The 26,823-nt window shown below is 66.1% G+C and carries 22 protein-coding genes and 4 pseudogenes; 8 read left to right on the forward strand and 18 right to left on the reverse strand.

Annotated elements, in window-relative coordinates:
* Positions 1 to 228 precede the first annotated feature (228 nt).
* Positions 229 to 1,179, forward strand: a complete 951-nt coding sequence (locus A6A40_RS21380) for a DMT family transporter (RefSeq protein WP_236783930.1) — start codon at positions 229 to 231, stop codon at positions 1,177 to 1,179.
* A gap of 75 nt (positions 1,180 to 1,254) precedes the next feature.
* Positions 1,255 to 2,133: a ChbG/HpnK family deacetylase gene (locus tag A6A40_RS21385; protein ID WP_236783931.1), complete on the forward strand. Its 879-nt coding sequence runs from the start codon at positions 1,255 to 1,257 to the stop codon at positions 2,131 to 2,133.
* A gap of 6 nt (positions 2,134 to 2,139) precedes the next feature.
* On the opposite strand, the gene A6A40_RS21390 is transcribed toward A6A40_RS21385, so the two are convergent.
* Complete coding sequence (locus A6A40_RS21390; RefSeq protein ID WP_108548065.1) at positions 2,140 to 3,774, reverse strand: AMP-binding protein; 1,635 nt, start codon at positions 3,772 to 3,774, stop codon at positions 2,140 to 2,142.
* Positions 3,775 to 4,129: 355 nt separating this feature from the next.
* Entirely contained in the window at positions 4,130 to 4,633 is a 504-nt protein-coding gene (locus A6A40_RS21395; RefSeq protein WP_108548066.1) for a hypothetical protein, read from the reverse strand.
* A 907-nt stretch (positions 4,634 to 5,540) separates the two neighbouring features.
* On the opposite strand from A6A40_RS21395, the gene A6A40_RS21400 reads away from it, so the two are divergent.
* The gene (locus A6A40_RS21400) at positions 5,541 to 6,344 is read left to right on the forward strand and encodes a response regulator (protein ID WP_108547863.1); all 804 of its coding nucleotides are present in this window, start codon (positions 5,541 to 5,543) and stop codon (positions 6,342 to 6,344) included.
* Between the two features lie 144 nt (positions 6,345 to 6,488).
* Here A6A40_RS21400 and purU read toward each other — a convergent pair whose 3' ends face one another.
* Positions 6,489 to 7,355: a formyltetrahydrofolate deformylase gene (gene purU / locus A6A40_RS21405; RefSeq protein WP_108547864.1), complete on the reverse strand. Its 867-nt coding sequence runs from the start codon at positions 7,353 to 7,355 to the stop codon at positions 6,489 to 6,491.
* Between the two features lie 221 nt (positions 7,356 to 7,576).
* Here purU and A6A40_RS21410 point away from each other — a divergent pair, with 221 nt between their 5' ends.
* Positions 7,577 to 7,963 carry a hypothetical protein gene (locus tag A6A40_RS21410; RefSeq protein WP_108547865.1) on the forward strand — a complete coding sequence of 129 codons (387 nt, stop codon included), beginning with the start codon at positions 7,577 to 7,579 and terminating at the stop codon, positions 7,961 to 7,963.
* 147 nt (positions 7,964 to 8,110) lie between these two features.
* On the opposite strand, the gene A6A40_RS30925 is transcribed toward A6A40_RS21410, so the two are convergent.
* Positions 8,111 to 8,278 carry a hypothetical protein gene (locus tag A6A40_RS30925; RefSeq protein ID WP_211112044.1) on the reverse strand — a complete coding sequence of 56 codons (168 nt, stop codon included), beginning with the start codon at positions 8,276 to 8,278 and terminating at the stop codon, positions 8,111 to 8,113.
* A gap of 258 nt (positions 8,279 to 8,536) precedes the next feature.
* Here A6A40_RS30925 and A6A40_RS21415 point away from each other — a divergent pair, with 258 nt between their 5' ends.
* From A6A40_RS21415 to A6A40_RS21425, 3 genes are all read left to right on the forward strand, one after another.
* Positions 8,537 to 9,391 carry an N-acetylmuramoyl-L-alanine amidase family protein gene (locus A6A40_RS21415; RefSeq protein ID WP_108547866.1) on the forward strand — a complete coding sequence of 285 codons (855 nt, stop codon included), beginning with the start codon at positions 8,537 to 8,539 and terminating at the stop codon, positions 9,389 to 9,391.
* A gap of 94 nt (positions 9,392 to 9,485) precedes the next feature.
* Positions 9,486 to 10,199: a BON domain-containing protein gene (locus A6A40_RS21420; RefSeq protein ID WP_236783932.1), complete on the forward strand. Its 714-nt coding sequence runs from the start codon at positions 9,486 to 9,488 to the stop codon at positions 10,197 to 10,199.
* A 12-nt stretch (positions 10,200 to 10,211) separates the two neighbouring features.
* Positions 10,212 to 11,675: a hypothetical protein gene (locus A6A40_RS21425; RefSeq protein WP_108547868.1), complete on the forward strand. Its 1,464-nt coding sequence runs from the start codon at positions 10,212 to 10,214 to the stop codon at positions 11,673 to 11,675.
* Positions 11,676 to 11,693: 18 nt separating this feature from the next.
* On the opposite strand, the gene A6A40_RS21430 is transcribed toward A6A40_RS21425, so the two are convergent.
* The 8 genes and pseudogenes from A6A40_RS21430 to A6A40_RS21465 form a co-directional block, all read right to left on the reverse strand.
* On the reverse strand, positions 11,694 to 12,692 hold the full coding sequence (locus A6A40_RS21430) for an NAD(P)H-quinone oxidoreductase (protein WP_108547869.1): 999 nt from the start codon (positions 12,690 to 12,692) through the stop codon (positions 11,694 to 11,696).
* A 396-nt stretch (positions 12,693 to 13,088) separates the two neighbouring features.
* Complete coding sequence (locus tag A6A40_RS21435) at positions 13,089 to 14,009, reverse strand: IclR family transcriptional regulator (RefSeq protein WP_108547870.1); 921 nt, start codon at positions 14,007 to 14,009, stop codon at positions 13,089 to 13,091.
* 170 nt (positions 14,010 to 14,179) lie between these two features.
* Positions 14,180 to 14,644: pseudogene (locus tag A6A40_RS21440) on the reverse strand (ACT domain-containing protein); the annotation flags it as partial.
* A gap of 602 nt (positions 14,645 to 15,246) precedes the next feature.
* Positions 15,247 to 15,444 (reverse strand): annotated as a pseudogene (locus A6A40_RS21450) (ATP-grasp domain-containing protein); the annotation flags it as partial.
* A 256-nt stretch (positions 15,445 to 15,700) separates the two neighbouring features.
* On the reverse strand, positions 15,701 to 16,229 hold a 529-nt coding region (locus A6A40_RS31595; protein WP_236783933.1), incomplete at its 5' end, for a CoA transferase.
* A 1-nt stretch (position 16,230) separates the two neighbouring features.
* Positions 16,231 to 16,935 (reverse strand): annotated as a pseudogene (locus A6A40_RS31600) (CoA transferase); the annotation flags it as partial.
* A gap of 44 nt (positions 16,936 to 16,979) precedes the next feature.
* Complete coding sequence (oxc, locus tag A6A40_RS21460; protein ID WP_236783934.1) at positions 16,980 to 18,743, reverse strand: oxalyl-CoA decarboxylase; 1,764 nt, start codon at positions 18,741 to 18,743, stop codon at positions 16,980 to 16,982.
* 44 nt (positions 18,744 to 18,787) lie between these two features.
* A complete protein-coding gene (locus tag A6A40_RS21465) occupies positions 18,788 to 19,435 on the reverse strand; it encodes a GntR family transcriptional regulator (protein ID WP_211101124.1) in 648 nt (215 codons plus the stop codon).
* Between the two features lie 338 nt (positions 19,436 to 19,773).
* On the opposite strand from A6A40_RS21465, the gene A6A40_RS21470 reads away from it, so the two are divergent.
* Entirely contained in the window at positions 19,774 to 20,607 is an 834-nt protein-coding gene (locus A6A40_RS21470; protein ID WP_108547872.1) for an IclR family transcriptional regulator, read from the forward strand.
* Positions 20,608 to 20,909: 302 nt separating this feature from the next.
* Here the strand turns inward: A6A40_RS21470 and A6A40_RS21480 are convergent.
* From A6A40_RS21480 to uraH, 6 genes and pseudogenes are all read right to left on the reverse strand, one after another.
* Positions 20,910 to 22,256 (reverse strand): annotated as a pseudogene (locus A6A40_RS21480) (PAS domain-containing protein); the annotation flags it as partial.
* Between the two features lie 297 nt (positions 22,257 to 22,553).
* A complete protein-coding gene (locus A6A40_RS21485) occupies positions 22,554 to 22,898 on the reverse strand; it encodes a hypothetical protein (RefSeq protein WP_174718540.1) in 345 nt (114 codons plus the stop codon).
* Positions 22,895 to 23,137 (reverse strand): hypothetical protein, encoded by a 243-nt coding sequence (locus tag A6A40_RS21490; RefSeq protein WP_108547875.1) that lies wholly within the window; start codon positions 23,135 to 23,137, stop codon positions 22,895 to 22,897. The genes A6A40_RS21485 and A6A40_RS21490 overlap by 4 nt, the downstream gene beginning before the upstream one ends.
* A gap of 170 nt (positions 23,138 to 23,307) precedes the next feature.
* Positions 23,308 to 24,228: a LysR family transcriptional regulator gene (locus A6A40_RS21495; RefSeq protein WP_108547876.1), complete on the reverse strand. Its 921-nt coding sequence runs from the start codon at positions 24,226 to 24,228 to the stop codon at positions 23,308 to 23,310.
* Between the two features lie 191 nt (positions 24,229 to 24,419).
* On the reverse strand, positions 24,420 to 26,189 hold the full coding sequence (gene gcl / locus A6A40_RS21500; protein ID WP_108547877.1) for a glyoxylate carboligase: 1,770 nt from the start codon (positions 26,187 to 26,189) through the stop codon (positions 24,420 to 24,422).
* 124 nt (positions 26,190 to 26,313) lie between these two features.
* Positions 26,314 to 26,664 (reverse strand): hydroxyisourate hydrolase, encoded by a 351-nt coding sequence (gene uraH, locus A6A40_RS21505; RefSeq protein ID WP_108547878.1) that lies wholly within the window; start codon positions 26,662 to 26,664, stop codon positions 26,314 to 26,316.
* Between the last annotated feature and the right edge of the window lie 159 nt (positions 26,665 to 26,823).

Consider the following 26,823-nt stretch of genomic DNA (forward strand, 5'->3'; position numbering starts at 1 on the left):
TGGACAAGGAAAACGAAACAGTTGCAAAGCCAACCATCCGATTGACCGAATCGGTAGGCAGCTACCCCTTGCGACTCAGGGCGCCGTGATGGTCCATCGCGGCCATGACCACAGCCGAAGGGATCCGGACGGCTGCCATGCGCACCCGCCGTTGAGGCGGGTGCGGTCGCCCATGCTAGGCTGGGTTGCGCCGTCAATGAAACTCTTTATCGGATGCCGATCCCGCCGATGCCGCTTCCCAGCCTGCCGCCCTCCCTGCGTTCCGGCCCGCTGGCCGCCTATGGCCTCTACATCGTCGGATCGGCGCTCCTCGCGTCCAACCCGGTGGTCGGCCGCGCGGCCGCCCATGTGGTGCCGCCGATCGGACTGGCCTTCTGGCGCTGGCTGATCGCCTTCCTGATCGTTCTGCCCTTCGCCCTGCCCGGCCTGCTGGCCCACCGGCATCAACTGAAGGAGCAATGGCGCCGTTACCTGCTGTTGGGCGTTCTGGGCCAAGGGATTTCCGGCGCCATCGTCTATTACGGACTGGAACGGACCAGCGCCACCAACGCCAGCCTGATCTACGCCACCAGCCCGGCGATGATCCTGGGGCTGGCCGCCGTCTGGCTGGGGGACGCGATCCGGCCGCGGCAGATCCTGGGCATCCTGCTGGCGATGGCCGGGGTTCTGGCGATCCTGACCCGCGGCGACCTGGAGGCGCTGCGGCACCTGTCCTTCAATGTCGGCGATCTTCTGGTGCTGACGGGGGCGGTGTCCTGGTCGGTCTACACCATCCTGCTGCGGCAATCGGGCACACCCCTGCCGGTGGTCACCGCCTTCGCCGCCAACGCGCTGGCCGGCGTCCTGGTGCTGGCGCCCTTCTATGCGTGGGAAACGGTGGCGGTGCGGCCGGTTCCCTTCTCGGCCTCCACCATCCTGTCGATCGTGGCGGTGGCGCTGTTCGCCTCGGTCCTGGCACTGCTGGCCTATCAGAAGACCATCGCGATGATGGGGGCCGCCCGCGCCTCCACCGCGCTGTATGTCTCGCCGCTGTGGGCGGCGCTGGCGTCCTGGCTTCTGCTGGCGGAACCGCTGCAGGGTTTCCACCTGATCGGCGTGATGCTGGTCCTGCCGGGTGTGATGCTGGCCACCCTGCCCGCCCGCAAACCGCGTGCGCAGGCAGCATCCGAAGCCGCTTGATCGGCAAGTTGCTTGATCGGCATCGCCGGCCCGCCCATCCTGGCCGGACTTACCCGTACCCGAAGCCATCCGGACATGTCCCAGAAACCGCCGACCCCGCTCCTGCTCTGTGCCGACGATTACGGGCTGGCGCCGGGCGTGAACAGCGCCATCCGCGACCTGATCGCCCGCGGGCGGCTCACCGCCACGTCGGTCATGAGCCTCTGCCCCCATTGGCGGCCCGACGCCGCGGCCCTGCGCGCGTTGAAGGACAAAGCGGATGTCGGGCTGCATTTCACCCTGACCGATCAGCCGCCGCTGGGACCGATGCCGACGCTGGCGCCGGACGGACGGCTGCCGCCGCTGGGTAGGCTGATGGGGTGGGCCTATCGCGGGAGGCTGAACGCGCCGGCCGCGCGGGCCGAGATCCGTGACGAACTGTCGCGCCAGATCGCCGCCTTCACCGACGCCTGGGGCGCCGCCCCCGACTACATCGATGGCCACCAGCATGTCCACCAGCTGCCCGGCGTGCGCGACCTGGTGGTGGAGGCGCTGGCAGCATTGCCCGGCGCCTATGTCCGCCTCTGCGGGGAGCCGGTGGCGGCGGTCCTGCGTCGCCGTGTCGCGGTGCCGAAGACCCTGCTGATCGCCGGGCTCGGCGGCGGGCTGGCGCGCATGGTGCGGGCGCGCGGCATTCCCGCCAACGACCGATTCGCCGGTGTCTACGACTTCGCCGGCAAATGCCCCTTCACCGAGCTGATGCCGCGCTTCCTGGAGGGAATCGGTGGGGGAAGCGGGAGCCGGACCCTGGTGATGGTCCATCCAGGCCTGCCCGACGACGAACTGCGCCGCGTCGACAGCCTGGTCGAGCCGCGGCGCGCCGAATACGACTATCTGCGCGGACCGGAGTTCGCCGCCCTGCTGGACCGGTGCAACATCCGCCTGACCCGCTTCGCCGGCCTGTTAGCCGGATAGGCGCCGTTACTCGGCCTCGTCCGGCTGCCAGGCGCGGCGGCGCAGCTTGAAGCGCTGGACCTTGCCGGTCTCCGTCCGCGGCAGCGCGTCGAGAAACTCCACCGCGCGCGGGTATTTGTAGGGCGCGATGTGGTCCTTGACGAAGCTCTGCAATTCCTCGGCCAGACGCTCGTCGGGATACACGCCGTCGCGGAGCACGACGAAAGCCTTCGGGATGGTGCCGCGCACGGGATCCGGCGCCGCGATCACCGCGCATTCCTGCACCGCCTCGTGGCTCAGCAGGATGTTCTCGACCTCCAGGCCGGAGATCTTGTAGCCGGCCGAGACGATCAGGTCATCGGTGCGGGCGTGATACCAGAAGAAGCCGTCCTCATCGACGTGGAAGGCGTCGCCGGTCAGGTTCCAGCCCTGCTGGACATAGCTTTCCTGCCGGGCGTCGTCGAGATAGAGGCAGCCCGTCGCCCCGCGCACGGCCAGTCGCCCGACCTGCCCCGGCGGCAGCCGGCGGAACTGGTCGTCCACCACCATCGCCTCGTAGCCGGGCACCGGCTTGCCGGTGGAACCGGGCCGGACATCGCCGGGGACGGCGTGGAGCACCGCGTTCAGCAGCTCGGTGGTGCCCAGGCTGTCGAGGATCTCCAGACCCGTCGCATCGCGCCAGCCCTCGAAGGTCTGCTGGGGCAGCGGTTCCCCGGCGGAAACGCAGAGCCGCAGGGAGGACAACCGCCTGGCCAGCGCCGGATCGGCGGCCATCCGGCCGATCATGCCGCGGTAGACGGTCGGCACGGTGAACATCACCGTCGCCTTGTGGCGGATCGCCGCGTCCAGCAGCCGGTCGGCGGTCCCGCGCTCCAGCAGGACGACGGAGGCGCCGATGCGCAGCGGGAACAGCAGCAGCCCGCCCAGCCCATAGGCGAAGGCCAGCGTCGGCGAGCCGCAGAACACATCGTCCGGCCCGGTTCCCAGCACGGAGCGCGGAGACAGGTCGGTGATCGCCAGCAGATGACGGTGCAGGTGGGCCGCCGCCTTCGGCGTGCCGGTGGTGCCGGAGGTGAAGGCGATCAGCGCCACATCGTCCTGCGCCGTGTCGGCGGCCTGGAAACCGGTCGGCTTGGTGGCGATCCGATGCTCCAGTTCGCCATTGCGGAAGCCGACGATGCGCAGCGACGGCAGCGACGCCTCCTCCAGGTCGTCGAGGAAATGGGTGTCGCACAGCGCCATGTCGATGGCGGCGCGCTTCAGCACGTCGGCCAGTTCCGGCGCGCGCAGCAGCGGCATGGTCGGCACCAGCACGCCACCGGCCTTGATCACCGCCAGCCAGCAGGCGGCGAGCATCGGCGTGTTGGGACCGCGCAGCAGCACCCGGTTGCCGGTGACCAGCCCGTAATCCTCGGTCAGGACACGGGCGATGCGGTCGACGGTGTCGCGCATCCGGCCATAGCTCCAGACCTCGCCGTCGCCGCCGATCAGGCAGGGGCGGTCGTCCCAGCCGCGCTCGCGCCAGCCGTCGATCAGGACGGAGGCGGCGTTGAGGCGTTCGGGATACTGGAGTTCCGGACGTTCGAGAATCAGATCGGGACGCTGGGACGGAGCCGGCAGCCGGTCGCGGGTGAAGCTGTCGATATGTCCCGAGGGCGCCATGCGCTGGGATGCCTCCACCCGCTGGATGACGGGAGGAAGCGGGCCAACGTAATCGGTCGACGGGTTGACCCGCCACACGCACGGTTCAGACACGGCCATGCCGTCGGCCGGCGCAAAAGCGCATCCCTTCATGGGCAATGCTCCATCTCCCCCCGCAGAGGACGCATGAACACGCCTCCGTCTTATCTTTTATGATCCGACTATAGTGCCAGGGAGCGGATGTGAGCCATGCAACGAACGAATGGTGGATGCACCATCAATCGCCATTCATGCCGGGACAAGTGATCGAGAACGACGAATTTCAGTTGGCAAGACGCATGTTTCGTAACGAAAGTATAGGCCTGCCCAGAAAAACTCATCCGTTCTGCAGATAAAGATCGATTTCGCCCTGCTCCATGACATGAGCGGTGCCATGGATGATTCCGTTCGCCACCTGAATGATGCGGTGGATCATCGCGACCGAGGTCTGGCAATCCATCCGGAGCTTGTCGGGATCGCCGCTGTCGATGTCGGTTCCGATCCGCTCCAGTGTGTGGGCGATCACCTGATGAGCCTGGGCGATGGTGTCCTCGAAAGGACGGCGGAACTTGGACGGCACATGGCCGTAGGCCTCGATGGCCAGTTCCTTGTCGGAAAAGCCGCTGTCGCGGAAATGCTCGGCATAGCTCTTGGGTTGCCAGATCCGGCATTCCTCCAGCATGTCCGGCATATCCGGGATCATCTCGATGAGCATCACGATTTCGTTGAAGTGATTGAGATAATCGGTCGCGAGCAGGGTCTTTTCGGAGATGTTGGTCCCGCGCACGCGATCCCGCCACCGCCCGAAATCGGCCAGTTCATCCGGCGGAATGCCGTCCATCAGGGACAGATCCAACTCTTGGTCTTCCATGCACAAACCCGGACCCGATGCGGCAGCGATGCGGTGCTTTGGCGCGGTGTCTCGGCGCGATGCGTCGACCGGGGGACCGGCACGGATCGGCCGCTCTCCATACCGACGGCACACTTGAACGGTGAAGCGATGTCCTTAACGTTGGATTAAGCGCGTTGCAAGCATCGGGTTGCGAAAGCCCCTGATTGACGTGCGCAAACGGGGCACCAGCGGCCGAACAGAAGAACTCGCTGCCGGCGCCGGACCGCAGTCTGCGGCGTCGCGCCGGCAGCGGAAGGGCTGGCGGCTCAGGGAGGACTCACCCATTGCCGGTTCCACCACGGCCGCCACCGGTTGGTTCCCGCACCAGCCGGTTGGAATTTCGCCAGTGCGTCCGAAGCCAAGAAAAAAGCGCCGGCCTGGGGGATGGCCGGCGCTTTCGAGGATCGGGAACACTCGCCTCGCCCTCGAAACGCACATCGTCCGAGGGCAAAGTCAGAGTATCCCGATAAGTCTTTCAGAACGGTTAAGACTCCTATTCCGCCATCCCCTATGTGGAAGTGGTCATAGGCCGCCTTGCCAAGCCGTCGAACCATGTCCTGCCGGTTTTCATACTATGCATAGAGAGTAATCCTTTATCGGTATCTCGAATAAATCTTTCGGGCTCACTCCCGTTAGGCCGTGAACTGCGCCATATGAATTTGACCGTTGCAGGCCTGGATGCGTCAGTCTGTGCTTCGAAACGGCGTCACCGGCATCGGGGCCTTCAGCGGCACCGCCCGCCGCGATCGCCGCCGGACACGCAAACCGGGTAAGGAGCGGCCGCAGCCGGGGAACCGGGGCGGCACAACGGGCCGGACGCCAGGAACACGCGCCGCAGAAAGGCACGGGGAGAGAGATGGAGCAGTACACCGGTCACTTCATGCAGCATTTGCCCTACCTGCGCCGTTATGCCCGCGCGCTGACCGGGACGAACGGACGGGGGGACGCCTTGGTGACCCGCACCCTGGAATGGTACCTGGAGGCGGACGAGGATGAGACCGGCCGTGGCGAGGGTCTGTCGCGCGGCGCGCTCTACCGCCATCTGAACAAGCTTCAGGATCAGGAAGGCGCGCCGCCAGCGGTCGCCCCCTACCATCCGGTCGAATCCGCGCTGATGACGCTGGACGAGACCGACCGGCGGCTTTACCTGCTGGTCAATCTGGAGGATCTGCCGGTCGGCGATGCCGCCGCCGTCCTGGAACTCGCTCCCGAAGCCGCGCTGGAACGTCTGACCCACGCCCGCGAGCGCGTCCGCGCCCGCCTGACCGCCACCATCCTGATCGTGGAGGATGACGCCATCATCGCCTACGACCTGGCGGAGACGGTGCGCGGCATGGGCCATATCGTCTGCGGCAACGCGGCGACGATGGACGAGGCGCTGTCGCTGGCGGCGGAGCACCGGCCGACCCTGGCCCTGATGGACATCCGGCTGGCCGATGGCGACAACGGACTGGAGGTGGCCCGCGAACTGCGCGCCCGCCGCTTCCTGCCGGTGATCTTCGTCACCGCCTTCCCCGACGATCTGGCCAAGCACGGGCTGGAACATCTGGGCCCGGTGATTCCAAAGCCCTTCACCCGCGACCAGATCGAACAGGCCATCACCCGCGCGGTGTTCATGCCGCAGCCCGAGGATGCCCGCGAGACGGCGCAGCCCCATTGAGAGGGGCGGCGCCACCGCATGACGCGGGTGGTTTACAGCGCCGTGCGTTCACCATGAAACGCACGGCGCACCAGCTTTCGGTTTGACGACCGGATTCACGCTTCGAATCGATGCCGATTTCACGCGATCCGATCTAAGGCCTGATCAGCGGAAAACGACCGTCTTGTTGCCGTTGAGCAGCACACGATGCTCCACATGGTAGCGGACCGCGCGGGCCAGCACGATGTTCTCGATGTCACGCCCGATGGCCACCAGGTCGTCGGGAGTCATCGTATGGTCGACGCGCTCGGCCTCCTGCTCGATGATCGGGCCTTCATCGAGGTTCGAGGTGACGTAATGCGCGGTGGCGCCGATCAGCTTCACGCCTCTCGCATGCGCCTGATGGTAGGGCTTGGCGCCCTTGAAGCTGGGCAGGAAACTGTGGTGGATGTTGATCACCCGGCCGGACATCCGCTCGCACATCGCACCCGACAGCACCTGCATGTAGCGGGCGAGCACCACGAGATCGACCCTCTCCTCGTCCACGATTTCCAGCAGGCGGGCTTCCTGCTGCGCCTTGTTGTCGGGGCCGACCGGCAGATGGTGGAAGGGAATGTTGTGCCAAGCCGCCAACTGGTAGAAGTCCCGATGGTTGGAGACGATGGCCGGGATCTCGATCGGCAGGTAGCCGGTGCGGTAACGGTACAGCAGATCGTTGAGGCAATGGCCGAATTTCGACACCATGATCAGCACGCGCGGACGGCGCCGGGCATCGTGGATCTTCCAGGTCATGCCAAAACGGTCCGCGACATGGGCGGCGAATTCGGCCTCCAGCTGCTGCTTCGTCGGCCCGGCGTCGCTGCCATTGAAGCTGACGCGCATGAAGAACAGGCCGGAGATGCGGTCGCCGAACTGCGCGCTATCGATGATGTTGCAGCTCCGCTCCGCCAGGAAGCCGGACACCGCGAAGACGATGCCGACGGTGTCGGGGCAGGAAACGGTGAGGATATAGTCGGAGCCGGTCTCAGACATCGCGCGTCCACCATGACGTACAGCATGAAAAGGGGGAGGCTTCCCTAGCACGAACGCTGCGATGTTGCACCCGCTTCATGAGCGATCCCGCACATGGCTGCACCGTCAAGCGGGATTGTCCCCGAGTGCGGCCGGCCAACGCCGCTCTGGCGCCCGCCGCCCGGCGGTGCGACAATCGGCCCGGCGCGCAACGGTCGACAGCAACAGGGCGGAGTCACCCCATGGCATCGGGCGGCAAGATCATCGGCGAATACAGCAAGGGCAAGGTCGACAAGCTGCTGACGGCCGACGCCGCGGACAGCAGCCGGAGCCAGCGCATCCGCCGCTTCCTGGAAAACATGGATGCCGCCATCCTGGAGGCGAACTGCGAGGTCATCGGACGCGAGCTGCCGAACCTGAACCGCGAGTCCTTCCTGCGGATGGCGGTGCGGGTCGCGGAACTGCGCGCCGATTACATCCGCGCCGGCCTGCATATGTCGGAGGCCCGCCATCCGGACCCGTCGTCCGTCGCCGAACTCGCCCGCCTGCGTTCGGCGTACGAGGAAATGCTGGCGGTCTACGAGGCGGCCGAGCGGGTGATCGAGCGCGGCTACGCCAAGTTGGGGTGACGATCCCGAAAACAAAAACCCCTCCCCCGCGGTCCTGCGGAGAAGGGGAGCAGCCGATCGATTGCAAAACCGGCCAGGTCGAATTCAGTGGCGACCTCCTTGGAGGCCCCCGGTGCCGGTGGCCGGGATAACGGCCGGAAACCGGGGTCAGACGTCGTGGAAATGCTCCAACTCACGTCGCAGGCTGGTTGCCTCCTGCCGCAGGCCGACGATCCGGCGTGCATCAGGCCTCGGCTGCTGTTCCTCGCGTTCGAGCTCACCCTCGATTTCGCGCTGCTCTTGCCGGATGATGTTGAACAAGGCTTTCCTCAACATCGACACCTCCCGAGCTGATCGCTAAAATTTTAGCGCTTTTCCAGACTGCCATCAAGCAACCAATCACCTCTGTCGAATCCTCGCATCGTCAAGTCTGCCCGGATGACGGGACGCTCACAAATATTCAGGAATGGTAACCTGCCCGGCCTTGACAATACTTAATCGTGCCCGCATTGGTTAACGAATCGGGTTAGAGCAAAGGACAGGGTGATCGCAGGTCGCAGCCCTTCCTCCACTTGCAGCACGGTATTTCTCGCCATGGATCGTCGACAGCTGCTTGGGCTCGGGCTGAGCAAGCTATGGTTAACCGCAGTCGGCTCGGCAGGGCTCGCGCTGGCGCAGCCCCTTTCCTCCGGCTCCGCCCTCGCCGGCCAGCAGCGGCCGGAGCGCAAGCCGTCCGGCGGCACTTCGCCGCAGACCCCGGCGAGATCGCGGCTGGTGATGCTCGACCCCGGTCATGGCGGTGCCGATCCCGGCGCCATCGGCACCCGCGGCACCCATGAGAAGACGGTGACTCTCGACATCGCCCGCGAGGTCGCCCGTCTTCTGGCCGAGCGGCGCGGCATCACGGCGATGCTGACTCGGCGCGACGACCGCTTCCTGGCGCTGGACGAGCGGGTGGCTTTGACGCGCAAGGCGGGGGCCGACCTGTTCGTGTCGATCCACGCCGACAGCGCTCCCAACGCCGATGCCCGCGGCATGTCGGCCTATATCCTGTCCGAAAAGGCGTCCGACGCCTTCGCCTCCCGCCTTGCCCAGCAGGAGAACGAGGCGGACCGATTCGGCAAGCGGGGGACCGGCGGCGCCAACCGCGTCGTCAAGGACATCCTGCTGGACCTGACGGCGCGCCACACCCGCCACGCCTCGCTCGCCGCCCGCCAACTTCTGGTGGAGGGGGCGGGGAAGGAGCTTCGCCTGCTCGACAACCCGATGCGAGCGGCGAATTTCGCCGTGCTGAAGGCCCCCGATGTGCCGTCGGTGCTGGTGGAGACAGGCTTCCTGTCCAATCCGAAGGACGAGGAAATCCTGCGCGATCCCACGGCGCGCCGGGTGGTTTCCCGCGTCCTGGCGCGAGAGATCGCGGGCATTCTGTCCAGCCCAGCTTTCGCCTGATTTTGCCCTGAGACTGCCCGAAACGTTGCGGCGATCATCCCTTCGCAGCCGCAGCGACTGCAACATCCGTGCATCACCTGAGGACAAAGTGACGATGACTGGTGAAGGCTCTGAATTTCTCCATTGCAAACGCCGTTCCGCCGTGACTTTTTCCGGCCGCGCGCCGCATCCGCCCGGCGCTCGGCACGCTGGCGAAGGGAGGCACGCTGTGACGGGTTTGAGCCGCCTTGGCACATTGTTCGCGCTCGCCTGCACGGCCGGTTTCTCGCTGGCCGGTTGCGGGCCTCTGCTGCTCGGCACGGCCGGCAGTGCCGCTGTGGTGGCGTCGCAGGAGCGCGGTTTCAGCGGCTTCGTCAGCGACACCGAAATCCGCGCCCGCATCAATTCGCTGTGGCTGCAGCATTCGGTCGACATGACCAACCGGATCGGATTGACGGTCGACCAGGGCCGCGTGCTGCTGACCGGCCGTGCCGCCGACCCGCAGATGCGCCTCGACGCGGTGCGCCTGGTCTGGCAGGCGCAGGGCGTCAAGGAAGTCATCAACGAGATCCAGATCGACAACGGCTCCAGCATCGTCGACACCGCGCGCGACACCTGGATTTCAACACAGATTCGCAGCCGGATCACCTTCGATGCGGATATTCATAGCCAGAACTACAGCATCGATACCGTCGATGGCGTTGTCTATCTGATGGGCGTCGCCAGTTCACAGGAAGAGCTGGACCGCGCGATCCAGCACGCCCGTTCGGTCCCCAACGTCCAGCGCGTCGTCAGCTACGTCCGTCTGCTCTCAAACCTCCAGGGTTGAAACCCGACCGCCATGGCCTCCGCCCTTTCCCGCGTCCTCGCCACACTCCGCACCGCCACCGTCGCCGCCGCCCTGATCCTGCCGGCGGCGGTCGTGGCCGGTCCCGTTTCGGCGCAGGTCACGGGGGCGCAGGTTACGGGGGCGCAGGATAAGGCGGCGGCGGGTGCAGCGATGGCGGGCGCCGTGACGGAGGATGGCGGCGGGGCCGACAATCCGACCGCCGGCACGCCCGGCCCGGCCAACCGCCTGTTCGTCCAGGCGCTCCAGCTGATCCGGCAGGCCGACAACACCTTCGACGTCGCCGAGGAATCCCGCCTGCTGAAGGAGGCGGACAAGCTGTTCAACGAGATCGTGACGAAATTCCCCGACAGCCCGCTGGCGGTGCAGCTCGTCACCAACCAGTTCGTCGGCGACTTCGACTTCTACGAATTCCGCTCGCGCATCCGGGCTCTGGTCTGCAACGACGCGCTCAGCAGCCTGTGCTTCCTCCACCGCGTCGGCGAGATGCTGCCGCCGGTGGAGACGCCGATCAACGCCGCCCGCTGGGACTGGCTGTCACTGGCCGTCGCCTACCAGCAGTTGGGCGATTCCGGCCGCGCCAAGGAGATCATGGCGCCCTTCGTCAGCGCGGTGCGCCGTGGCGGCGCCGCCGACAGCTCAGGCCAGGATCTGTTCGTCGCCCGCGCGCTGTCGCTGATGGGTCAGACACCGCTGGCGCTCGACATCACCCGGCAGATCAACGACTGCTCGACCCGCATCTACAACCTCGCCGACATCGCCAAGGCGGCGTCCTGGCGCGGCGACGCCGCCCTGACCAACGCGCTGGCCGACGAGGCCAAGAGCTATGCCTCCAGCCACAATTGCGCCTGGGAGCTGGGGCTGGTCGCCCAGACGCTGCTGCGCGCCGGGAAGGAGGCACAGGCCCGCACCCTGTTCCTGAACACGGTCGAGACCCAGTTTTCCAAGTTCAAGGAGACGCTTGGCGACTGCTGCCCACCGGAACTGGCGGTGGCCGCCGCCGATATCGGCGAGCCGAAGCTGGCGCTGGGCCTGCTCAGCACCGTGCAGGACGAGAATCCCTGGACGATTCCGGCCGTGCTTGGGCGGCTGGCCAAGCGCGGCGAGACGGGCATGGCCGTCGCCTATGCCGAGCAGGTGGCGGACATCGACACCCGCGGCGAGGCCTTCGCCGAGCTGATCGAGGCGGCGATGAAGCGCGGTGAGCCGGCCGCGGCCAACGACCTGATGCACCGCCTGAACAAGCTGGTCGACGATGCCGCCGGCCGCCGGCCGGGGTTGCTGGCGCAGCGGGCCAAGGCGGAAAAGGCCTTCTACAACGACGACCGCTGGCGCCGCAGCTTCCAGCAGGCGATCAATGCAGCGGAGAAGGCCAGCAACTTCGTCCGCCGTGACATCGGCGCCCCGCTGCTGGCCGCGCTGGTCCGGATCGAGACCGGCCTGCCGATGCTGGATTGAACCGAAGAGAGCTTCCGCTCACCCGATCGCCAGCACCAGCTTGCCGACATGCTGGTTGCTCTCCATCAGCCGGTGGGCGTCGGCGGCGTTGGCAAGTGGGAAAACCTCGTGGACGACGGGCTTGACCTTGCCGGCGGCGATCAGTGGCCAGACGCGCGCCTTCAACTGCTCGGCGACCGCCTGCTTGTAGGCGACCGGACGCGCCCGCAGGGTGGAACCGGTCAGCACCAGCCGCTTGGTCATGACGGGAAAGAAATTCACGGTCGCCGTCGCCCCGCGGACGAAGCCGATGCAGACATAGCGGCCCTCGACCGCCAACGCGTCGATGCTGCGCGCGACGTAATCGCCGCCGACGATGTCGAGCACGACATTGACGCCGGCCCCGCCGGTCGCCTCCTTGACGACCGCGACGAAATCCTCGGTGCCGTAGTCGATGGCGCGCTCTGCCCCCAGCCGGACGCAGGCGCTGCATTTCTCGGCTCCGCGGGCGGTGGCGAAGACCCGTGCGCCGAAGGCCGCACCCAGCTGGATCGCCGTTGTGCCGATGCCCGACGTGCCGCCATGAACCAGCAGCGCCTCGCCGGGCTGAAGCGCACCGCGCTCGAACACGTTCGACCAGACGGTGAAGACGGTCTCGGGCAAGGCGGCCGCCTCGGCCATCGACAGGCCGGCGGGGATCGGCAGACATTGTGCGGCAGGCACGACGCAGAACTCGGCATAACCGCCACCGGCCAGCAGGGCACAGACCGGATCGCCGACGGACCAGCCCTCCACCCCCGCGCCCAGCGCGTCGACGGTGCCGGCGACCTCCAGGCCGGGGATGTCGCTGATCCCCGGCGGCGGATTGTATTTGCCCAGCCGCTGGAGCACGTCGGGCCGGTTGACGCCGGCCGCCTGGACGGCGATGCGGATCTCGCCGGGCGCCGGATCGGGCACCGGGCGGCGCGCCGGGATCAGCACCTCCGGTTTGCCGGGCTGGCTCACCTCGATTGCCGTCATGCTTCTGGTGTCTGTCATTCGGATCGCTCCCCTGCCCTGGTGTGTTGGGTCTGGGGGCACTGTGTCGCCGGGATGGACGGCAGGTCCACGCGGCGATGGATCCGATTTCGTCCTGCGGAAAAGTCAAAAAAATGGCCGTGCTGCACACAGCACGGCCAGTCTCCGAGAGAAGCGCGAACATGCAAAACAACACATCCGCCCGATGAGAAAGGAACGCCTTTCCCGAGACCGACAATCGCACCTCCTATCCTGTATTTCCCGAGAAATAGAAACCTTTTCCATTCCATGGAAACCGTTCCATTTCCAAGAAAGAAGGCCGCGCTCCGTCGGGAACGCGGCCTCTAGTGCGCCAGGGAGGATATGCCGACGCGCACCACCTGCCGTCGGCTCTTGGCGTTCTTGTCCGTGTGAGGGTCAGTTCGGAACCGGAACGCGACCGCCCAGTTCCTGCGTCACCGCGGCGGCGGCGCGCTTGACCATCTCGCCGAGCGCGCGCAGCCGCGCATCCTCGATGCGCCGGCTGGAACCGGACAGCGACAGGGCACCCATCACACGGGAATTCTCGTCGAAGATCGGGGCGGCGACGCAGCGCAGCCCGGACACCCGCTCCTCCTGGTCCAACGCATAGCCGCGGGTCCGCACCAGCGTCAGGTCGCGGTACAGCGCCGGCAGCGACGACAGGGTGCTGCGGGTGAACTGGCGCATGCCGCGCTGGGTGACGATGGTCTGCACCTTGGTTTCGGTCATGCCGGCCAGCAGCGCCTTGCCGACGGCGGAGCAGTGCAGCAGCGTGCGGTCGGTCTGCGGCACCGCGACCTGGGCGGCGCGGGGACCGCCGACGCGGGCCAGATAGATCGCCTCGCCATTCTCCTCGACCGCCAGATTGACGATTTCGCTGCTCTCCTCCATCAGGCGGCGCATGCGGGGACGGGCGACGTCGACCAGATTGCGGGTCTTCAGGAAATTGGCGCCGGTCATGTAGGCCTGGACGCCGACAACCCAGCCGCGCGCGCTCTGGTCGAAGCGGACGTAGCGCTCGTACTGCAGCGTCGTCAGCAGGCGGTGGGTGGTGGAGGGCGACAGGTTCGCGGCCTCCGACAGCTCGGTCAGGGTCATCGGACCGTCGTTGGAGCCGAGGATGGTCAGGATGTTCAGCGCGCGGCAGAGCGACTGCACCACCTGCCCGCGCTCGGCCTTGGCGTCGGCCTTGCCATTGTCGTTCTTCTCGCGCGGCGCCTCGATGATCGCCGTCTTGATGATCGCCGCGGCGCCCTCGCTGGGGTCGTCATGGATGATGCGGCGGGCCAGGATGCTGTTTTGGGCTTGCGCTTTCATGTCCCATCTCCCTCGGGGTCCGGCGCGTTGGTTGCGCCTGTCTGTTGCGGCTGATGGCGTGAGTGACAGAAGGCTTGGCTAAGGCCGCGGGACCGTCGCGGACGGCGGTCCCGCGGAGTACCGGTCAATTCTTGAAAATCGACTGCATGGTGGAGCCCAGGCTGGCGGGGCTGCTGCGCCTTGTTGTCGGGGCCGACCGGCAGATGGTGGAAGGGAATGTTGTGCCAAGCCGCCAACTGGTAGAAGTCCCGATGGTTGGAGACGATGGCCGGGATCTCGATCGGCAGGTAGCCGGTGCGGTAACGGTACAGCAGATCGTTGAGGCAATGGCCGAATTTCGACACCATGATCAGCACGCGCGGACGGCGCCGGGCATCGTGGATCTTCCAGGTCATGCCAAAACGGTCCGCGACATGGGCGGCGAATTCGGCCTCCAGCTGCTGCTTCGTCGGCCCGGCGTCGCTGCCATTGAAGCTGACGCGCATGAAGAACAGGCCGGAGATGCGGTCGCCGAACTGCGCGCTATCGATGATGTTGCAGCTCCGCTCCGCCAGGAAGCCGGACACCGCGAAGACGATGCCGACGGTGTCGGGGCAGGAAACGGTGAGGATATAGTCGGAGCCGGTCTCAGACATCGCGCGTCCACCATGACGTACAGCATGAAAAGGGGGAGGCTTCCCTAGCACGAACGCTGCGATGTTGCACCCGCTTCATGAGCGATCCCGCACATGGCTGCACCGTCAAGCGGGATTGTCCCCGAGTGCGGCCGGCCAACGCCGCTCTGGCGCCCGCCGCCCGGCGGTGCGACAATCGGCCCGGCGCGCAACGGTCGACAGCAACAGGGCGGAGTCACCCCATGGCATCGGGCGGCAAGATCATCGGCGAATACAGCAAGGGCAAGGTCGACAAGCTGCTGACGGCCGACGCCGCGGACAGCAGCCGGAGCCAGCGCATCCGCCGCTTCCTGGAAAACATGGATGCCGCCATCCTGGAGGCGAACTGCGAGGTCATCGGACGCGAGCTGCCGAACCTGAACCGCGAGTCCTTCCTGCGGATGGCGGTGCGGGTCGCGGAACTGCGCGCCGATTACATCCGCGCCGGCCTGCATATGTCGGAGGCCCGCCATCCGGACCCGTCGTCCGTCGCCGAACTCGCCCGCCTGCGTTCGGCGTACGAGGAAATGCTGGCGGTCTACGAGGCGGCCGAGCGGGTGATCGAGCGCGGCTACGCCAAGTTNTCTGGCCAGCCGGTCGTCCTGGAACCGGCCGGCGCCGCGGCCGCCGGCATGGATCTGCGACTTCACCACCCAGACCGGACCGCCGAGTTCGCGGGCGACCGATGCAGCCTCTTCCGGGGTGAAGGCCACGCCGCCGCGCGGAACGGCGACGCCGTACCCCCGCAGCAGATCCTTGGCCTGATATTCGTGAATGTTCATGGTTTTCGTCTCTGTCCCAGTCGGGAATTGTCTTTTGGAAGCCGCGGGGAGCCGGAAATTCTTCGGCTGACGGGCGGCGGATTTTTAAAAGTCCGGGCTTCGGCTCCCGCTTCGGCTCTTGAACGACCGGGAAGGGGACGGTCGGGAAGAGGGGAAGCGGGGTTTTAAAAATCGGCAGGCTTTTCAAATATCGGGTTCTGGCCCTTCCCGCCCTCTCCCGCTGAAGCGGGGAGGGTTGGGAAGGAGGCGGAGACTGTTACTCCGCCGCCAGCCGCTCGACGACGCCGATGGCGCCGCTGTCACGGATGTCGACGATCTCACGCTCGCTGAAACCGAGCACGTCGCGCAGGATTTCGTCGGTGTGCTCGCCCAGCAGCGGGGAGCGGGTGACCTCCGTCGGGCTGTCGGACAGCTTGATCGGGTTGCCGACCGTCAGGTAGCTGCCGCGGGTCGGATGCTCCACCTCGACCAGCGTGCCGGTCTCGTAGAGCGACTTGTCCTCGGCGATTTCCTTCATCGACAGGATCGGGCCGCAGGGAATGTCGTACTTGTTGAGGATGTCCATGACCTCGAACTTGGTCAGGGTCTTGGTCCACTCCTCCACCGTGGCGAAGATGCTCATCAGGCGCGGCAGGCGGGCCACCGGGGTGGCATAGTCGGGATCGGTGATCCACTCCTCCTTGCCGATGACCTTGCAGATCGACTTCCAGACCGGGGCCTGGGCGATGAAGTAGATGTAGGCGTTGGGATCGGGGCCGGTCCCGTTTCGGCGCAGGTCACGGGGGNGCACCAGGGCGCCGCTGGCCAGATGCTCCGCCACCTCCCACAGCGGCTTCATGGCGATGCCGCGCCCATCGAGCGCCTGACGCGGCACAGGTTCAGCACGGCGTCCTGCATGGCGGCCAGCACCTTCTGGCCCCGGCCGGTTTCCTTGCGCTGATAGAGTGCGGTAACGATGCCCAGCGCCAGATGCAGGCCGGTGCCGCTGTCGCCGATCTGGGCGCCGGTGACCATCGGCGGGCCGTCGTCGAAGCCGGTGGTCGAGGCGGCGCCGCCCGCACATTGGGCGACGTTCTCGTACACCTTGCAGTTTTCGAACGGCCCCGGCCCGAAGCCCTTGACCGACGCGACGATCATCGCGGGGTTCAGTTCCTGGATGCGTTCCCAGGTGAACCCCATGCGATCGAGCACGCCGGGGGCGAAGTTTTCGACCATCACGTCGCAGGTCCTGATCAGCGCCTCCAGCACCTCCTTGCCCTTGGGCGTCTTGGTGTCGAGGGTGATCGACCGCTTGTTGTGGTTCAGCATGGTGAAATACAGGCTGTCGGCGTCCGGCAGGTCGCGCAGCTGGCTGCGGGTGATGTCACCCTCGCCCGGCCGTTCGACCTTGATGACGTCGGCGCCGAACCAGGCGAGCAACTGGGTGCAGGTCGGTCCCGACTGAACATGTGTGAAGTCGAGAATCCGCACGCCCTGAAGTGCCTTGCCCATGTATTTTCCCCCTGCTTTTTAAGTCGTGTCGGTCGGCGTTTGTTTTAGGACGGCATCTTGCGGACCGAGCTGGTCGGATTGAGGCTGCCGATGTTGCCGCTTTCGGTGCCGGCGGCCGGGTCGATGACGGCGTTGATCAGGGTCGGACGGCCGCTGTCCATCGCCTCGCTGACCGCGCGGTACAGCTCGTCCGGGTTGGTGACGTGGACGCCGACGCCGCCGAAGGCTTCCATCATCTTGTCGTAGCGCGAGCCGGGGACGAAGACCATCGGCGACGGATCGTTTCCGCCGGTCGGGTTGACGTCGGTGCCGCGATAGATGCCGTTGTTGTTGAAGATGACGATGCAGACCGGCAGGTTGTAGCGGCAGATCGTCTCCACCTCCATGCCGGAGAAGCCGAAGGCGCTGTCGCCTTCCACCGCCAGAACCGGCTTGCCGCTCTCCACCGCCGCGGCGACGGCGTAGCCCATGCCGACGCCCATCACGCCCCAGGTGCCGACGTCCAGGCGCTTGCGCGGCTGGTACATGTCGATGATGCCGCGGGCCAGATCGAGGGTGTTGGCGCCCTCGTTGACCAGCAGGGCGTCCGGACGCTCCTTGATGACGCGGCGGAGCGCGCCCAGCGCACCGTGGAAGTTCATCGGCGAGGCGTTGCTCATCAGCTTCGGCGCCATCTTGGCGACGTTCTGTTCACGCTTGGCCGCGACGGTGGCCATCCAGTCGGTCGGCGGCGTCAGGCCGCCCTCAATGCCCTTCAGCATCACTTCCATGACGGACGCGATGTCGCCGACCAGCGGGGCATGGATTTCGACGTTGCTGTCCATCTCCCGCGGCTCGATGTCGACCTGGATGAACTTCTTGGAGCCGGGCTTGCCCCAGGTCTTGCCCTTGCCGTGCGACAGCAGCCAGTTCAGCCGCGCGCCGACCAGCATGACCACGTCGGCTTCCTGCAGCACCAGCGAGCGGGCCGCACCGGCCGACTGCGGATGGGTGTCGGGCAGCAGGCCCTTGGCCATGCTCATCTGTAGGAAGGGGATGCCGCTCTTCTCGACGAAGGAGCGGATCGTCTCGTCGGCCTGGGCGTAGGCCGCGCCCTTGCCGAAGATCACCAGCGGACGCTTGGCGCCCTTCAGCAGGTCGAGCGCGCGGTTGACCGCCTCGGCCGACGGATACTGCGCCGGGGTCGGATCGACCACCTTGACCAGCGACTTGGCGCCCTCGGCCGCGTCCATCACCTGCGAGAACAGCTTGGCCGGCAGGTCGAGGTAGACGCCGCCCGGACGGCCCGACACGGCGGCGCGGATGGCGCGCGCCACGCCGATGCCGATGTCCTGGGCGTGCAGGATGCGGAAGGCGGCCTTGCACAGCGGCTTGGCGATGGCGAGCTGGTCCATCTCCTCGTAATCGCCCTGCTGGAGATCGACGATCTCACGCTCCGACGAGCCGCTGATCAGGATCATCGGGAAGCAGTTGGTGGTGGCGTTCGCCAGCGCGGTCAGGCCGTTCAGGAAGCCCGGCGCCGACACCGTCATGCAGACGCCAGGCTTCTTGGTCATGAAACCGGCGATGGCGGCGGCGTTGCCGGCATTCTGTTCGTGGCGGAACGAGACGACCCGCATGCCCTCGGCCTGCGCCATGCGCAGCAGGTCGGAGATCGGAATACCGGGGACGACATACAGGTTGTTGATGTCGTTGAGCTTGAGCGCGTCGATGACGAGCTGGAAGCCGTCGGTCAGCGCCGGCGCGTCTTCGACAACAGATGCTTCCGTGGCCTGGTTCTTAGTGATCGTTGCAGCCGCAGTAGACATATGGGTGACTCCTCCCCGAGGCTCCGAAAAAGGTTCAAAGTTGGTTAGTCGAGGAAGGCGCAATGCCGTTCCACGTACTGTGCGAGACCGAGCGTGTGTTCCCGGACGCGGCGTTCCGCGAGATCGGCATCACGGGCGGCCAGCGCCTCGATGATGTCCCGATGCTCGTGGATGGACTGGTCGGCACGGTCGCCGAGGCCCATCGTCGCGCGGCGGATCGCACGCATATGGATGAAGAAGCGGTCGGTCAGGTCCGAGATCAGGGTGGACCCCGAAGCCTGGACGATGCTTTGATGGAAGACGATGTTGGCGTCGGAATACTCGGCGACGTGTTCCGCCAACTCGGCTTTCGTGTATTTGTCGAACGCGGCGTGCAGAAGTTCCAGCTTCTCCGTGGTGGCGTTCTCGACGAACAGGCGGGCCGCCATGCCTTCCAGGGCGGCACACACCGTGATCATCTCCACCAGTTCGGCCTTCGTCTTGCGCACCACGAAGATCCCGCGCCGCGGTTGGGAGCGGATGAACCCCTCCTGTTCCAGCAGCGCCATCGCCTCGCGCACCGGGGTGCGGCTGACACCCAACGCTTCGCACAGCCGGCGTTCGTCCAACCTGATCTCGCTGCTCTGGCCGTAGATGTTCATCTGCGTGATGGCCTGTCGCAGCGACTGGTAGGCCTTGGCCTTGAAACTCATCCCCTGTTCCAAGGGTTCGACACTGAATCTTTCGCGGTTCATCACGGTTCCGACCCTTTGCGCGCCGACGCCGGCGGCGCCGCTTGTTGTCGTGAGCGTTGCTCGTGCGAGCGTTCGGATGATCGCCCTCTGGTGCATCGTACAGAGTGGCGTGTCGTTTTGAATTATCGATACGGTATACCAGATGCCAGACACCCGCAAGACCAATTGCGGGCACATCGAACTATTTCTGCCGCCGACGGAGTTGGGGGCGATTTCGTTCGATTCTTCTGGTCAATGCGCGATAATCGCCCTATTTTGGCGCCTCAGACTCGCTCTTGGGGGGAAGGAACCCGCGCATGGCCGAACCGCAGCATCTGGCCGGGGCAGCAGGCAAAGCATCGCCGGGTGCCGGGGAGGAGGCGTCCGACCCGAATTTCATGACCTCTCTCGCCCGTGGTCTATCGGTGATTCGCGCCTTCACCGAACGCGAACCGAACCTGACCATCGCCGACATCGCCAAGATCACCGGCTTGCCGCGCGCGGCGGCACGGCGCTGTCTGCTGACGCTGATGCAGTTGGGCTATGCCGGGTCGGACGGCCGGACCTTCCATCTGAAGCCGAAGATCCTGGCGCTGGGCTATTCCTTCCTGTCCTCCGCCCCGCTGGCGACGATCCTGGATCCGCTGATCGAGCAGGTCAGCGGCGCCGTGCAGGAATCCTGTTCCGCCGCCGTTCTGGACGAGGACGACGTGGTCTATATCGCCCGCGCGGCGACCAAGCGGATCATGTCGGTCGGGTTGAACGTCGGCAGCCGTCTGCCGGCCTATTGCACCTCGATGGGGCGCGTCCTGCTGGCGGCCCTGCCGGAGTCGGAACTGGATGCCTATCTGTCGCGCGTTCCATTGAAGCCCTACACGGAACGCACCATCACCGCGGTGGATGCGCTGAAGCGCGAGTTGGAGCGGGTGCGCGACCGCGGCTTCTCGCTGGTCGACCAGGAACTGGAGCTTGGACTTCGATCCATCGCCGTGCCCATCCATACCGCAGCCGGCGGCGTGGTCGCCGCGATGAACATCAGCGCCCAGGCCGCCCGCGTCACCTGCCCGGAAATGGAAGTGCAGTTCCTTCCCCACCTGCACCGCGCGTCCGAAGAGGCGCGGGTGCTGCTGGTGCGGTCGCGGGGGGTCTAACGATCAACGGGCCCGGATCAGCATCTCTTCCAGATTGCGGTTGATCGCCTCGACGCCGCTCTGGGCCTGGCGCATGTTGGACACCACGCCGGAGGTCAGGCTCATCTGCTCTTCCGCGCCCGCGGTGACGCCATGGACCGTGGATTTCACGCTGTCGACCGATTTGGCGATTCCACCCAACGCCTCCACCACCTGCCGGACCACCTCCTGCATGGCGACGATCTCGACGCCGATACGTTCGGTCGCTCCGGACGTCTGTTCGGCCAGCGATTTCACCTCGGTCGCCACCACGGCGAAGCCANGGCGTCGATGAATTTGGCGACGCCGTCCATGGCCGCCGCCGCCTCGTTCAACCGGCCGGTGGCGGTGTCAGCCGTAGCGGTCCGTCGGTCGATTTCGTCCACCACCTCCCGCGATTTCAGGATGTCCGCGGAAATCTGCGTCGCGGAATTGCACATCTGCTCGACGGTTTCAGCCACATTGCTCACCTTCTGGGCCGTCTGCTTGGCGAAGTCGATGGATTTCAGCCGCGTGTGGATCATCGCCGTCACATCGGACGCGAACTTCACGACCTTCAGCACCTCGCCGGATTCTGACAGCACCGGGTTGTAGCTGGCGCTGATCCAGACCTCCGATCCATCCTTCGCCCTCCGACGGTACAGGGAGGTGTGGAACTTCCCGCTTCGCAGGATCCGCCAGAACTCGCGATACTCGTCGGTGTCGCGCACATCGGGGAAGACGAACATGCAATGGTTATTGCCCACCACTTCGTCCAGCCGATAGCCGAGCGCCTTCAGGAAATTGTCGTTGGCATTGAGGATCGTGCCGTCGGGCTGGAAATGGATCACCGCCTGGGAGCGGTTGATCGCTTCGATCTGGGCACGGAAATCGTCGTTGCGGCGGCGCTGCTCCGTCACGTCGGTCGCGAACTTGACCACTTTCCACACGAGCCCGGCCGGATCGCGGATCGGCGTGTAGGTCGCCTGGATCCAGACCTCGCCGCCATCCTTCGCGAAGCGCCTGAATTCCCCGGCTTCGTGTTCACCCTGACGGAGCTTGTCCCAGAAAGCGGCATAACCTGGGCTGGCAGCTTCCGCCTGATCCACGAAAATCCTGTGATGCTTCCCCCGCACCTCGTCCGCACCGTACTTCATCAGGTCGAGGAAGTGCCGGTTCGCCGCCAGCACCGTACCGTCCAGGGCGAACTCGATCACCGCCTGGCTGCGGTCGATGGCAGCGAAACGGCCGTCGGCATCGGCCGCCTTGAGCTTCTCCCCGGTGATGACGGTCGCGAACTTGATCACGCCGGTCGGACGCCCCCCGGCCCCGATGATCGGATTGTAGGTGGCGCGCAGCCAGATATCCTGGCCCGAGCGGTTCACACGGCGGAACTCCCCCGACTGGAACCGGCCGGCCCGCAGGTCGTTCCAGAAGGTCCGGTACTCCTGGCTGCGGGCATGGTCGGGATCGACGAAGAGACTGTGAGGGCGGCCTTCGATCTCGTCCAGCCGGTAGCCCATCGCATCCAGGAAGTTCCGGTTGGCCGTGACCACCGTTCCGTCCATCGTGAACTCGATCACAGCCTGCGACCGGTCCAGCGCGTCGAGCTTGGCCCGCTCCCTGCCGGCGTCCCTGGCGAACAGAAACATGGTTCCTCCATCCCTTCGGTGGGCCGGATGGATGCGCGACAGCCTTCAATCACGGATCCGACGATTCATTTCATGGATACGGCATAAGTCGCACCGGGAAATGAAATAATGGATACGAACCAAGCGGCACCTGCATTCGGCGTTGCCTTTATTCATAGGTGAGAAGAAATTCCGAACCAGTCGGGACTCCCCCTAATGACCGGCATCATCGCTCATATGGATGTTGGCACCGACTGCGCCGCCTTGGTTTTCGTCAGGTCATGGCCGGAGATGGTTTCCGCCTTCCCCGGTCACAGGCTAGCGGCTGGGATGGAACGACGCAGGCCGGGCAGGAGGCCTGCTTTCGGCCGGTGAACGGGCCAGCGCCCGCTCCACCACCAGCTTCTTCAGCGGGCGTGGGATGCGGGTGCGGTCGTTCCAGACCACGACGATGCCGGCGGCCTTGCATTCGGCGGCGAGTTCCCGCCCATTCTCGTAGCGGTGCTGGTCGAGCATCGGCCAGCAGTCGAGCAGGCGGTAATTGAACGGCTGTCCGGCCTGGAAATCGATGAATCCCAGAAACAGCTTGGGATGAAGCAGGACCGGTTTGGCCTGGCGCCAGGACAGCGCCCCGTGGATGCGGTTGTTGGTCACCCCGGTCATTGCAGGGTCAGCGACGACGGCGTGGAGGTTTCGCCGACCGCCTCGCCAAGACGCGCCAGCAGGCGGCTGGTGCTGACGGGACCGTTCAGCGCGGCGAGGCGATTGACCGCTTCGACCACCATCGCCCAGGCCAGTGCCCGTTCCGGCACATCGTCATTGTTCCACATGGCGCGCACGACGGCGATCGCACGGATGAAGTCCTCGGGAACGCCGAAGGGATCGTCGGAATTTCCGGCCATGGCCTATCCTCGGGGCAAGACATGAAATGTTATATCATTACTTATTTCACTCTGCACAGCCCGGCGCCGGATGGCAAGTCCGGTCGTTGCACAGGACAAGCGGCGACCCTACGCCTGTGGAAGGCGGTCCTCCGGACATCGCACGCCCCGACCCGCGGTCGGGACTGCCCTCAGACGATGCTGTCCGGCGAGATGGCCGTCAGCGCCGCCTTGATCTTCGGCACCATGTGGTCGGCGAAGGCCCGCACCTTGGCGGGAACCAGCGCGCGATGGGGATAGAGCACGGCCAGCGTCACCGGTTCCGGCGGAAAATCGGGCAGCACCGGCACCAGGGCGCCGCTGGCCAGATGCTCCGCCACCTCCCACAGCGGCTTCATGGCGATGCCGCGCCCATCGAGCGCCCAGCCGGTCAGCACGTCGCCGTCGTCGGCGTCGAAGCGGCCCGACACCGGCAGCTTCACCGGCTCGCCGCCCTCCAGCACGCTCCATTGATATTGCTGGGTGCCGGGAAAGCGCAGCAGCAGGCAGTTGTGGCCGGACAGGTCCGCCGGCCTTTCAGGCCGTCCGCGCTCCGACAGGTAGGAGGGGGCCGCCACCAGCACGCGCCGCACGTCGGCGATCTTGCGCACGACGAAGCTGGAATCCTTCAGCGCAGCCATCCGAACCGCCACGTCGACCGCCTCGCGCAGCAGGTCGAGCAGATGGTCGGACAGGCGCAGCCGCACCTCCACCAGCGGGTGGGCGGCACAGAAATCGGGGACCAGCGGCGACAGGATGCGACGGCCGAAGCCGAGCGGCGCCGTCACCCGCACGCTGCCCGACGGCACGCCGGAGCCGGCGGCGATGCTGCTGTGGGCACGCTCCACCGCCTCCAGAACCTCCAGGCAGCTCTGGTAGAAATCCATGCCGGTCTCGGTCGCCTGCAACTGCCGGGTGGTGCGGTTCAACAGCCGGACGCCGAGATGGGCTTCCAACTGCTGGATGCGGTGGCTGACCATGGCCGGCGACATGCGCAGGTTCCGTCCGGCAGCCGACAGGCTGCCCAGCTCGACGACGCGGACGAAGATGCGCATGTTCTCAAGCAACGCCATGCTCGCGCGGACTCCCTGTCGGAAGAATGGACCTGACCGGTGGGTTACGGATCGGCAGCGACGCTAGCACGGGTGTTGCGGCGAGGGAATTTCCGCGACGCAGCATGCCCGCCAAAAGAAAAGCCGCCGGAGCGCGGCAGCGCCCCGGCGGCTTTCCGGCCGGACGGGATGGGGCCCGAAGGACCGGATCGTCAGACCAGAACGGTCTCGCTCTCCTCCACCGGCAGGTCAAGGGTCTCCTCGAACTCGGTGACGCTGTCGATGTCGGCACCCATGGAGATGTTGGTCACACGCTCCAGCACCAGCTCGACGACGACCGGCACCTGATACTCGTCCATCCAGGCCTGGGCCTGGGCGAAGGCGTCCTGGATGCGATCGGGCTCGGTGACGCGGATCGCCTTGCAGCCCAGCCCCTCGGCAACCGCGACGTGATCGACGCCATAAACGCCGATCTCAGGCGCGTTGATGTTCTCGAAGGACAGCTGCACCTGGAAATCCATCTGGAAGGCGCGCTGCGCCTGCCGGATCAGGCCGAGATAGGCGTTGTTCACCAGAACATGGATGTAGGGCAGCTTGTGCTGGGCACCGACCGCCAGCTCCTCGATCATGAACTGGAAGTCGTAGTCGCCGGACAGCGCGACGATGCGCCGCTTCGGATCGGCCACCCGGACGCCGAGCGCCGCCGGCAGGGTCCAGCCCAGCGGACCGGCCTGGCCGCAGTTGATCCAATGACGCGGCTTGTAGACGTGCAGGAACTGCGCGCCGGCGATCTGCGACAGGCCGATGGTGGTGACGTAGGTGGTGTCCTGGCCGAAGGCGCTGTTCATCTCCTGATAGACGCGCTGCGGCTTCATCGGCACCTGATCGAAGTCGCTGCGGCGGTGCATCGACCGCTTGCGGCCCTGGCAGTCCCTGACCCAGCCGCCGAGATCCTTGAAGCGGCCCTCGGCCTTCCACTCCTTGGCGACCTCGATGAACAGGTCGAGTGCCGCGCCGGCATCCGACACGATGCCGAGATCCGGCATGAAGACCCGGCCGATCTGGGTCGGTTCGATGTCGACATGCACGAACTTGCGGCCCTTGGTGTAGACCTCGACCGAGCCGGTGTGGCGGTTGGCCCAGCGGTTGCCGATGCCCAGCACGAAGTCGGACTTCAGCATGGTGGCGTTGCCGTAGCGGTGGGCGGTCTGCAAGCCGACCATGCCGGCCATCAGCGGATGGTCGTCGGGGATGGTGCCCCAGCCCATCAGCGTCGGGATCACCGGCACGCCGAGCAGCTCGGCGAACTCAACCAGCTTGTCGGACGCATCGGCGTTGATGATGCCGCCGCCGGCCACGACCAGCGGACGCTCCGCCGCCGCGAACATCGCCAGCGCCTTCTCGACCTGGGCACGGGTGGCCGCGGGCTTGTAGACCGGCAGCGGCTCATAGGTTTCGTCGTCGAACTCGATCTCCGCCATCTGGACGTCGATCGGCAGGTCGATCAGCACCGGGCCGGGACGGCCGCTGCGCATCAGGTGGAAGGCCTGCTGGAAGACGTAGGGCACCTGCGCCGGTTCCAGCACGGTCAGCGCCCATTTCGTCACCGGCTTGGCGATGTCCGGCACGTTGATCGCCTGGAAATCCTCCTTGTGCAGGCGGGCACGAGGCGCCTGCCCGGTGATGCACAGGATCGGGATGGAATCGGCGATGGCCGAGTAGAGGCCGGTGATCATGTCGGTGCCGGCCGGGCCGGAGGTGCCGATGCACACGCCGATGTTGCCGGCCTTGGCCCTGGTATAGCCCTCCGCCATGTGCGAGGCACCCTCCACATGGCGGGCCAGGACATGGCGCATCGTGCCGCGCCGCTGCATCGCCGCATAGAAGGGGTTGATCGCGGCGCCGGGGACGCCGAAGCAGACGTCGATGCCCTCCCGCTCCAGCACCCGCACCGCCGCTTCCGCCGCCGTCATTCTCGCCATCGCTCGACTCCTCACCAAACGCGATTGTTCGTGAGGACAGCTAAGCGCTCTGATGGTGCGTGCGGCAAATCAATGGGTTGCCTTTTCCACAGGCTGGAAAGCGGCGCGAACGGAGGAGTGGGCGTCAGCTGCCGCGGTAGGTCGAATAGGCCCAGGGCGAGACCAGCAGCGGCACATGGTAATGCTGGGAGGCGTCCTTGATGCCGAAGCGCAACGGCACCTCGTCGATGAAGTCGGGGCCGTCGCCGGAGATGGAACCGGTGCGGCGGAAATAGTCGCCGGCCATGAACAGCAATTCATAGCGGCCGGGCATGAGATCGTCGCCCTGCAGCGCCGGAGCGTCGAGCCGTCCGTCAGCGTTGGTGGTGAACTCGCCCAGAACGGCGCCGCTGTCGAGCGAGGTCAGGCGGATGCGCATGCCCGGCGCCGGACGGCCGGCGGCGATGTCGAGGACGTGGGTGGTCAGGCGGCCCATGGGGTACGGTCTCCGCGACGGTGCATCTCTGGATGCCGCAGCTTAAGCCCTGTCCCCTCCCCTGCCCACCCGCGAAAATCCGGAAACTGTCTTCACCCCTGCGCCCAATCGGCCGATTGAACCCCCTGCCGCCAATGGCTTAGCGTAGGTCCCGCTTCG

The organism is Azospirillum humicireducens (genome assembly GCF_001639105.2).
Taxonomy (GTDB): Bacteria; Pseudomonadota; Alphaproteobacteria; order Azospirillales; family Azospirillaceae; genus Azospirillum; species Azospirillum humicireducens.

Bases quoted from the DNA above. Each gene is read 5' to 3' on its own strand.
- A6A40_RS21380 (WP_236783930.1), top strand. From the start codon at position 229: ATGCCGCTTCCCAGCCTGCCGCCCTCCCTGCGTTCCGGCCCGCTGGCC.
- A6A40_RS21385 (WP_236783931.1), top strand. From the start codon at position 1,255: ATGTCCCAGAAACCGCCGACCCCGCTCCTGCTCTGTGCCGACGATTAC.
- A6A40_RS21390 (WP_108548065.1), bottom strand. From the start codon at position 3,774: ATGGCGCCCTCGGGACATATCGACAGCTTCACCCGCGACCGGCTGCCG.
- A6A40_RS21395 (WP_108548066.1), bottom strand. From the start codon at position 4,633: ATGGACGGCATTCCGCCGGATGAACTGGCCGATTTCGGGCGGTGGCGG.
- A6A40_RS21400 (WP_108547863.1), top strand. From the start codon at position 5,541: ATGGAGCAGTACACCGGTCACTTCATGCAGCATTTGCCCTACCTGCGC.
- purU (WP_108547864.1), bottom strand. From the start codon at position 7,355: ATGTCTGAGACCGGCTCCGACTATATCCTCACCGTTTCCTGCCCCGAC.
- A6A40_RS21410 (WP_108547865.1), top strand. From the start codon at position 7,577: ATGGCATCGGGCGGCAAGATCATCGGCGAATACAGCAAGGGCAAGGTC.
- A6A40_RS30925 (WP_211112044.1), bottom strand. From the start codon at position 8,278: ATGTTGAGGAAAGCCTTGTTCAACATCATCCGGCAAGAGCAGCGCGAA.
- A6A40_RS21415 (WP_108547866.1), top strand. From the start codon at position 8,537: ATGGATCGTCGACAGCTGCTTGGGCTCGGGCTGAGCAAGCTATGGTTA.
- A6A40_RS21420 (WP_236783932.1), top strand. From the start codon at position 9,486: ATGACTGGTGAAGGCTCTGAATTTCTCCATTGCAAACGCCGTTCCGCC.
- A6A40_RS21425 (WP_108547868.1), top strand. From the start codon at position 10,212: ATGGCCTCCGCCCTTTCCCGCGTCCTCGCCACACTCCGCACCGCCACC.
- A6A40_RS21430 (WP_108547869.1), bottom strand. From the start codon at position 12,692: ATGACAGACACCAGAAGCATGACGGCAATCGAGGTGAGCCAGCCCGGC.
- A6A40_RS21435 (WP_108547870.1), bottom strand. From the start codon at position 14,009: ATGAAAGCGCAAGCCCAAAACAGCATCCTGGCCCGCCGCATCATCCAT.
- oxc (WP_236783934.1), bottom strand. From the start codon at position 18,743: ATGTCTACTGCGGCTGCAACGATCACTAAGAACCAGGCCACGGAAGCA.
- A6A40_RS21465 (WP_211101124.1), bottom strand. From the start codon at position 19,435: ATGAGTTTCAAGGCCAAGGCCTACCAGTCGCTGCGACAGGCCATCACG.
- A6A40_RS21470 (WP_108547872.1), top strand. From the start codon at position 19,774: ATGGCCGAACCGCAGCATCTGGCCGGGGCAGCAGGCAAAGCATCGCCG.
- A6A40_RS21485 (WP_174718540.1), bottom strand. From the start codon at position 22,898: ATGACCGGGGTGACCAACAACCGCATCCACGGGGCGCTGTCCTGGCGC.
- A6A40_RS21490 (WP_108547875.1), bottom strand. From the start codon at position 23,137: ATGGCCGGAAATTCCGACGATCCCTTCGGCGTTCCCGAGGACTTCATC.
- A6A40_RS21495 (WP_108547876.1), bottom strand. From the start codon at position 24,228: ATGGCGTTGCTTGAGAACATGCGCATCTTCGTCCGCGTCGTCGAGCTG.
- gcl (WP_108547877.1), bottom strand. From the start codon at position 26,189: ATGGCGAGAATGACGGCGGCGGAAGCGGCGGTGCGGGTGCTGGAGCGG.
- uraH (WP_108547878.1), bottom strand. From the start codon at position 26,664: ATGGGCCGCCTGACCACCCACGTCCTCGACATCGCCGCCGGCCGTCCG.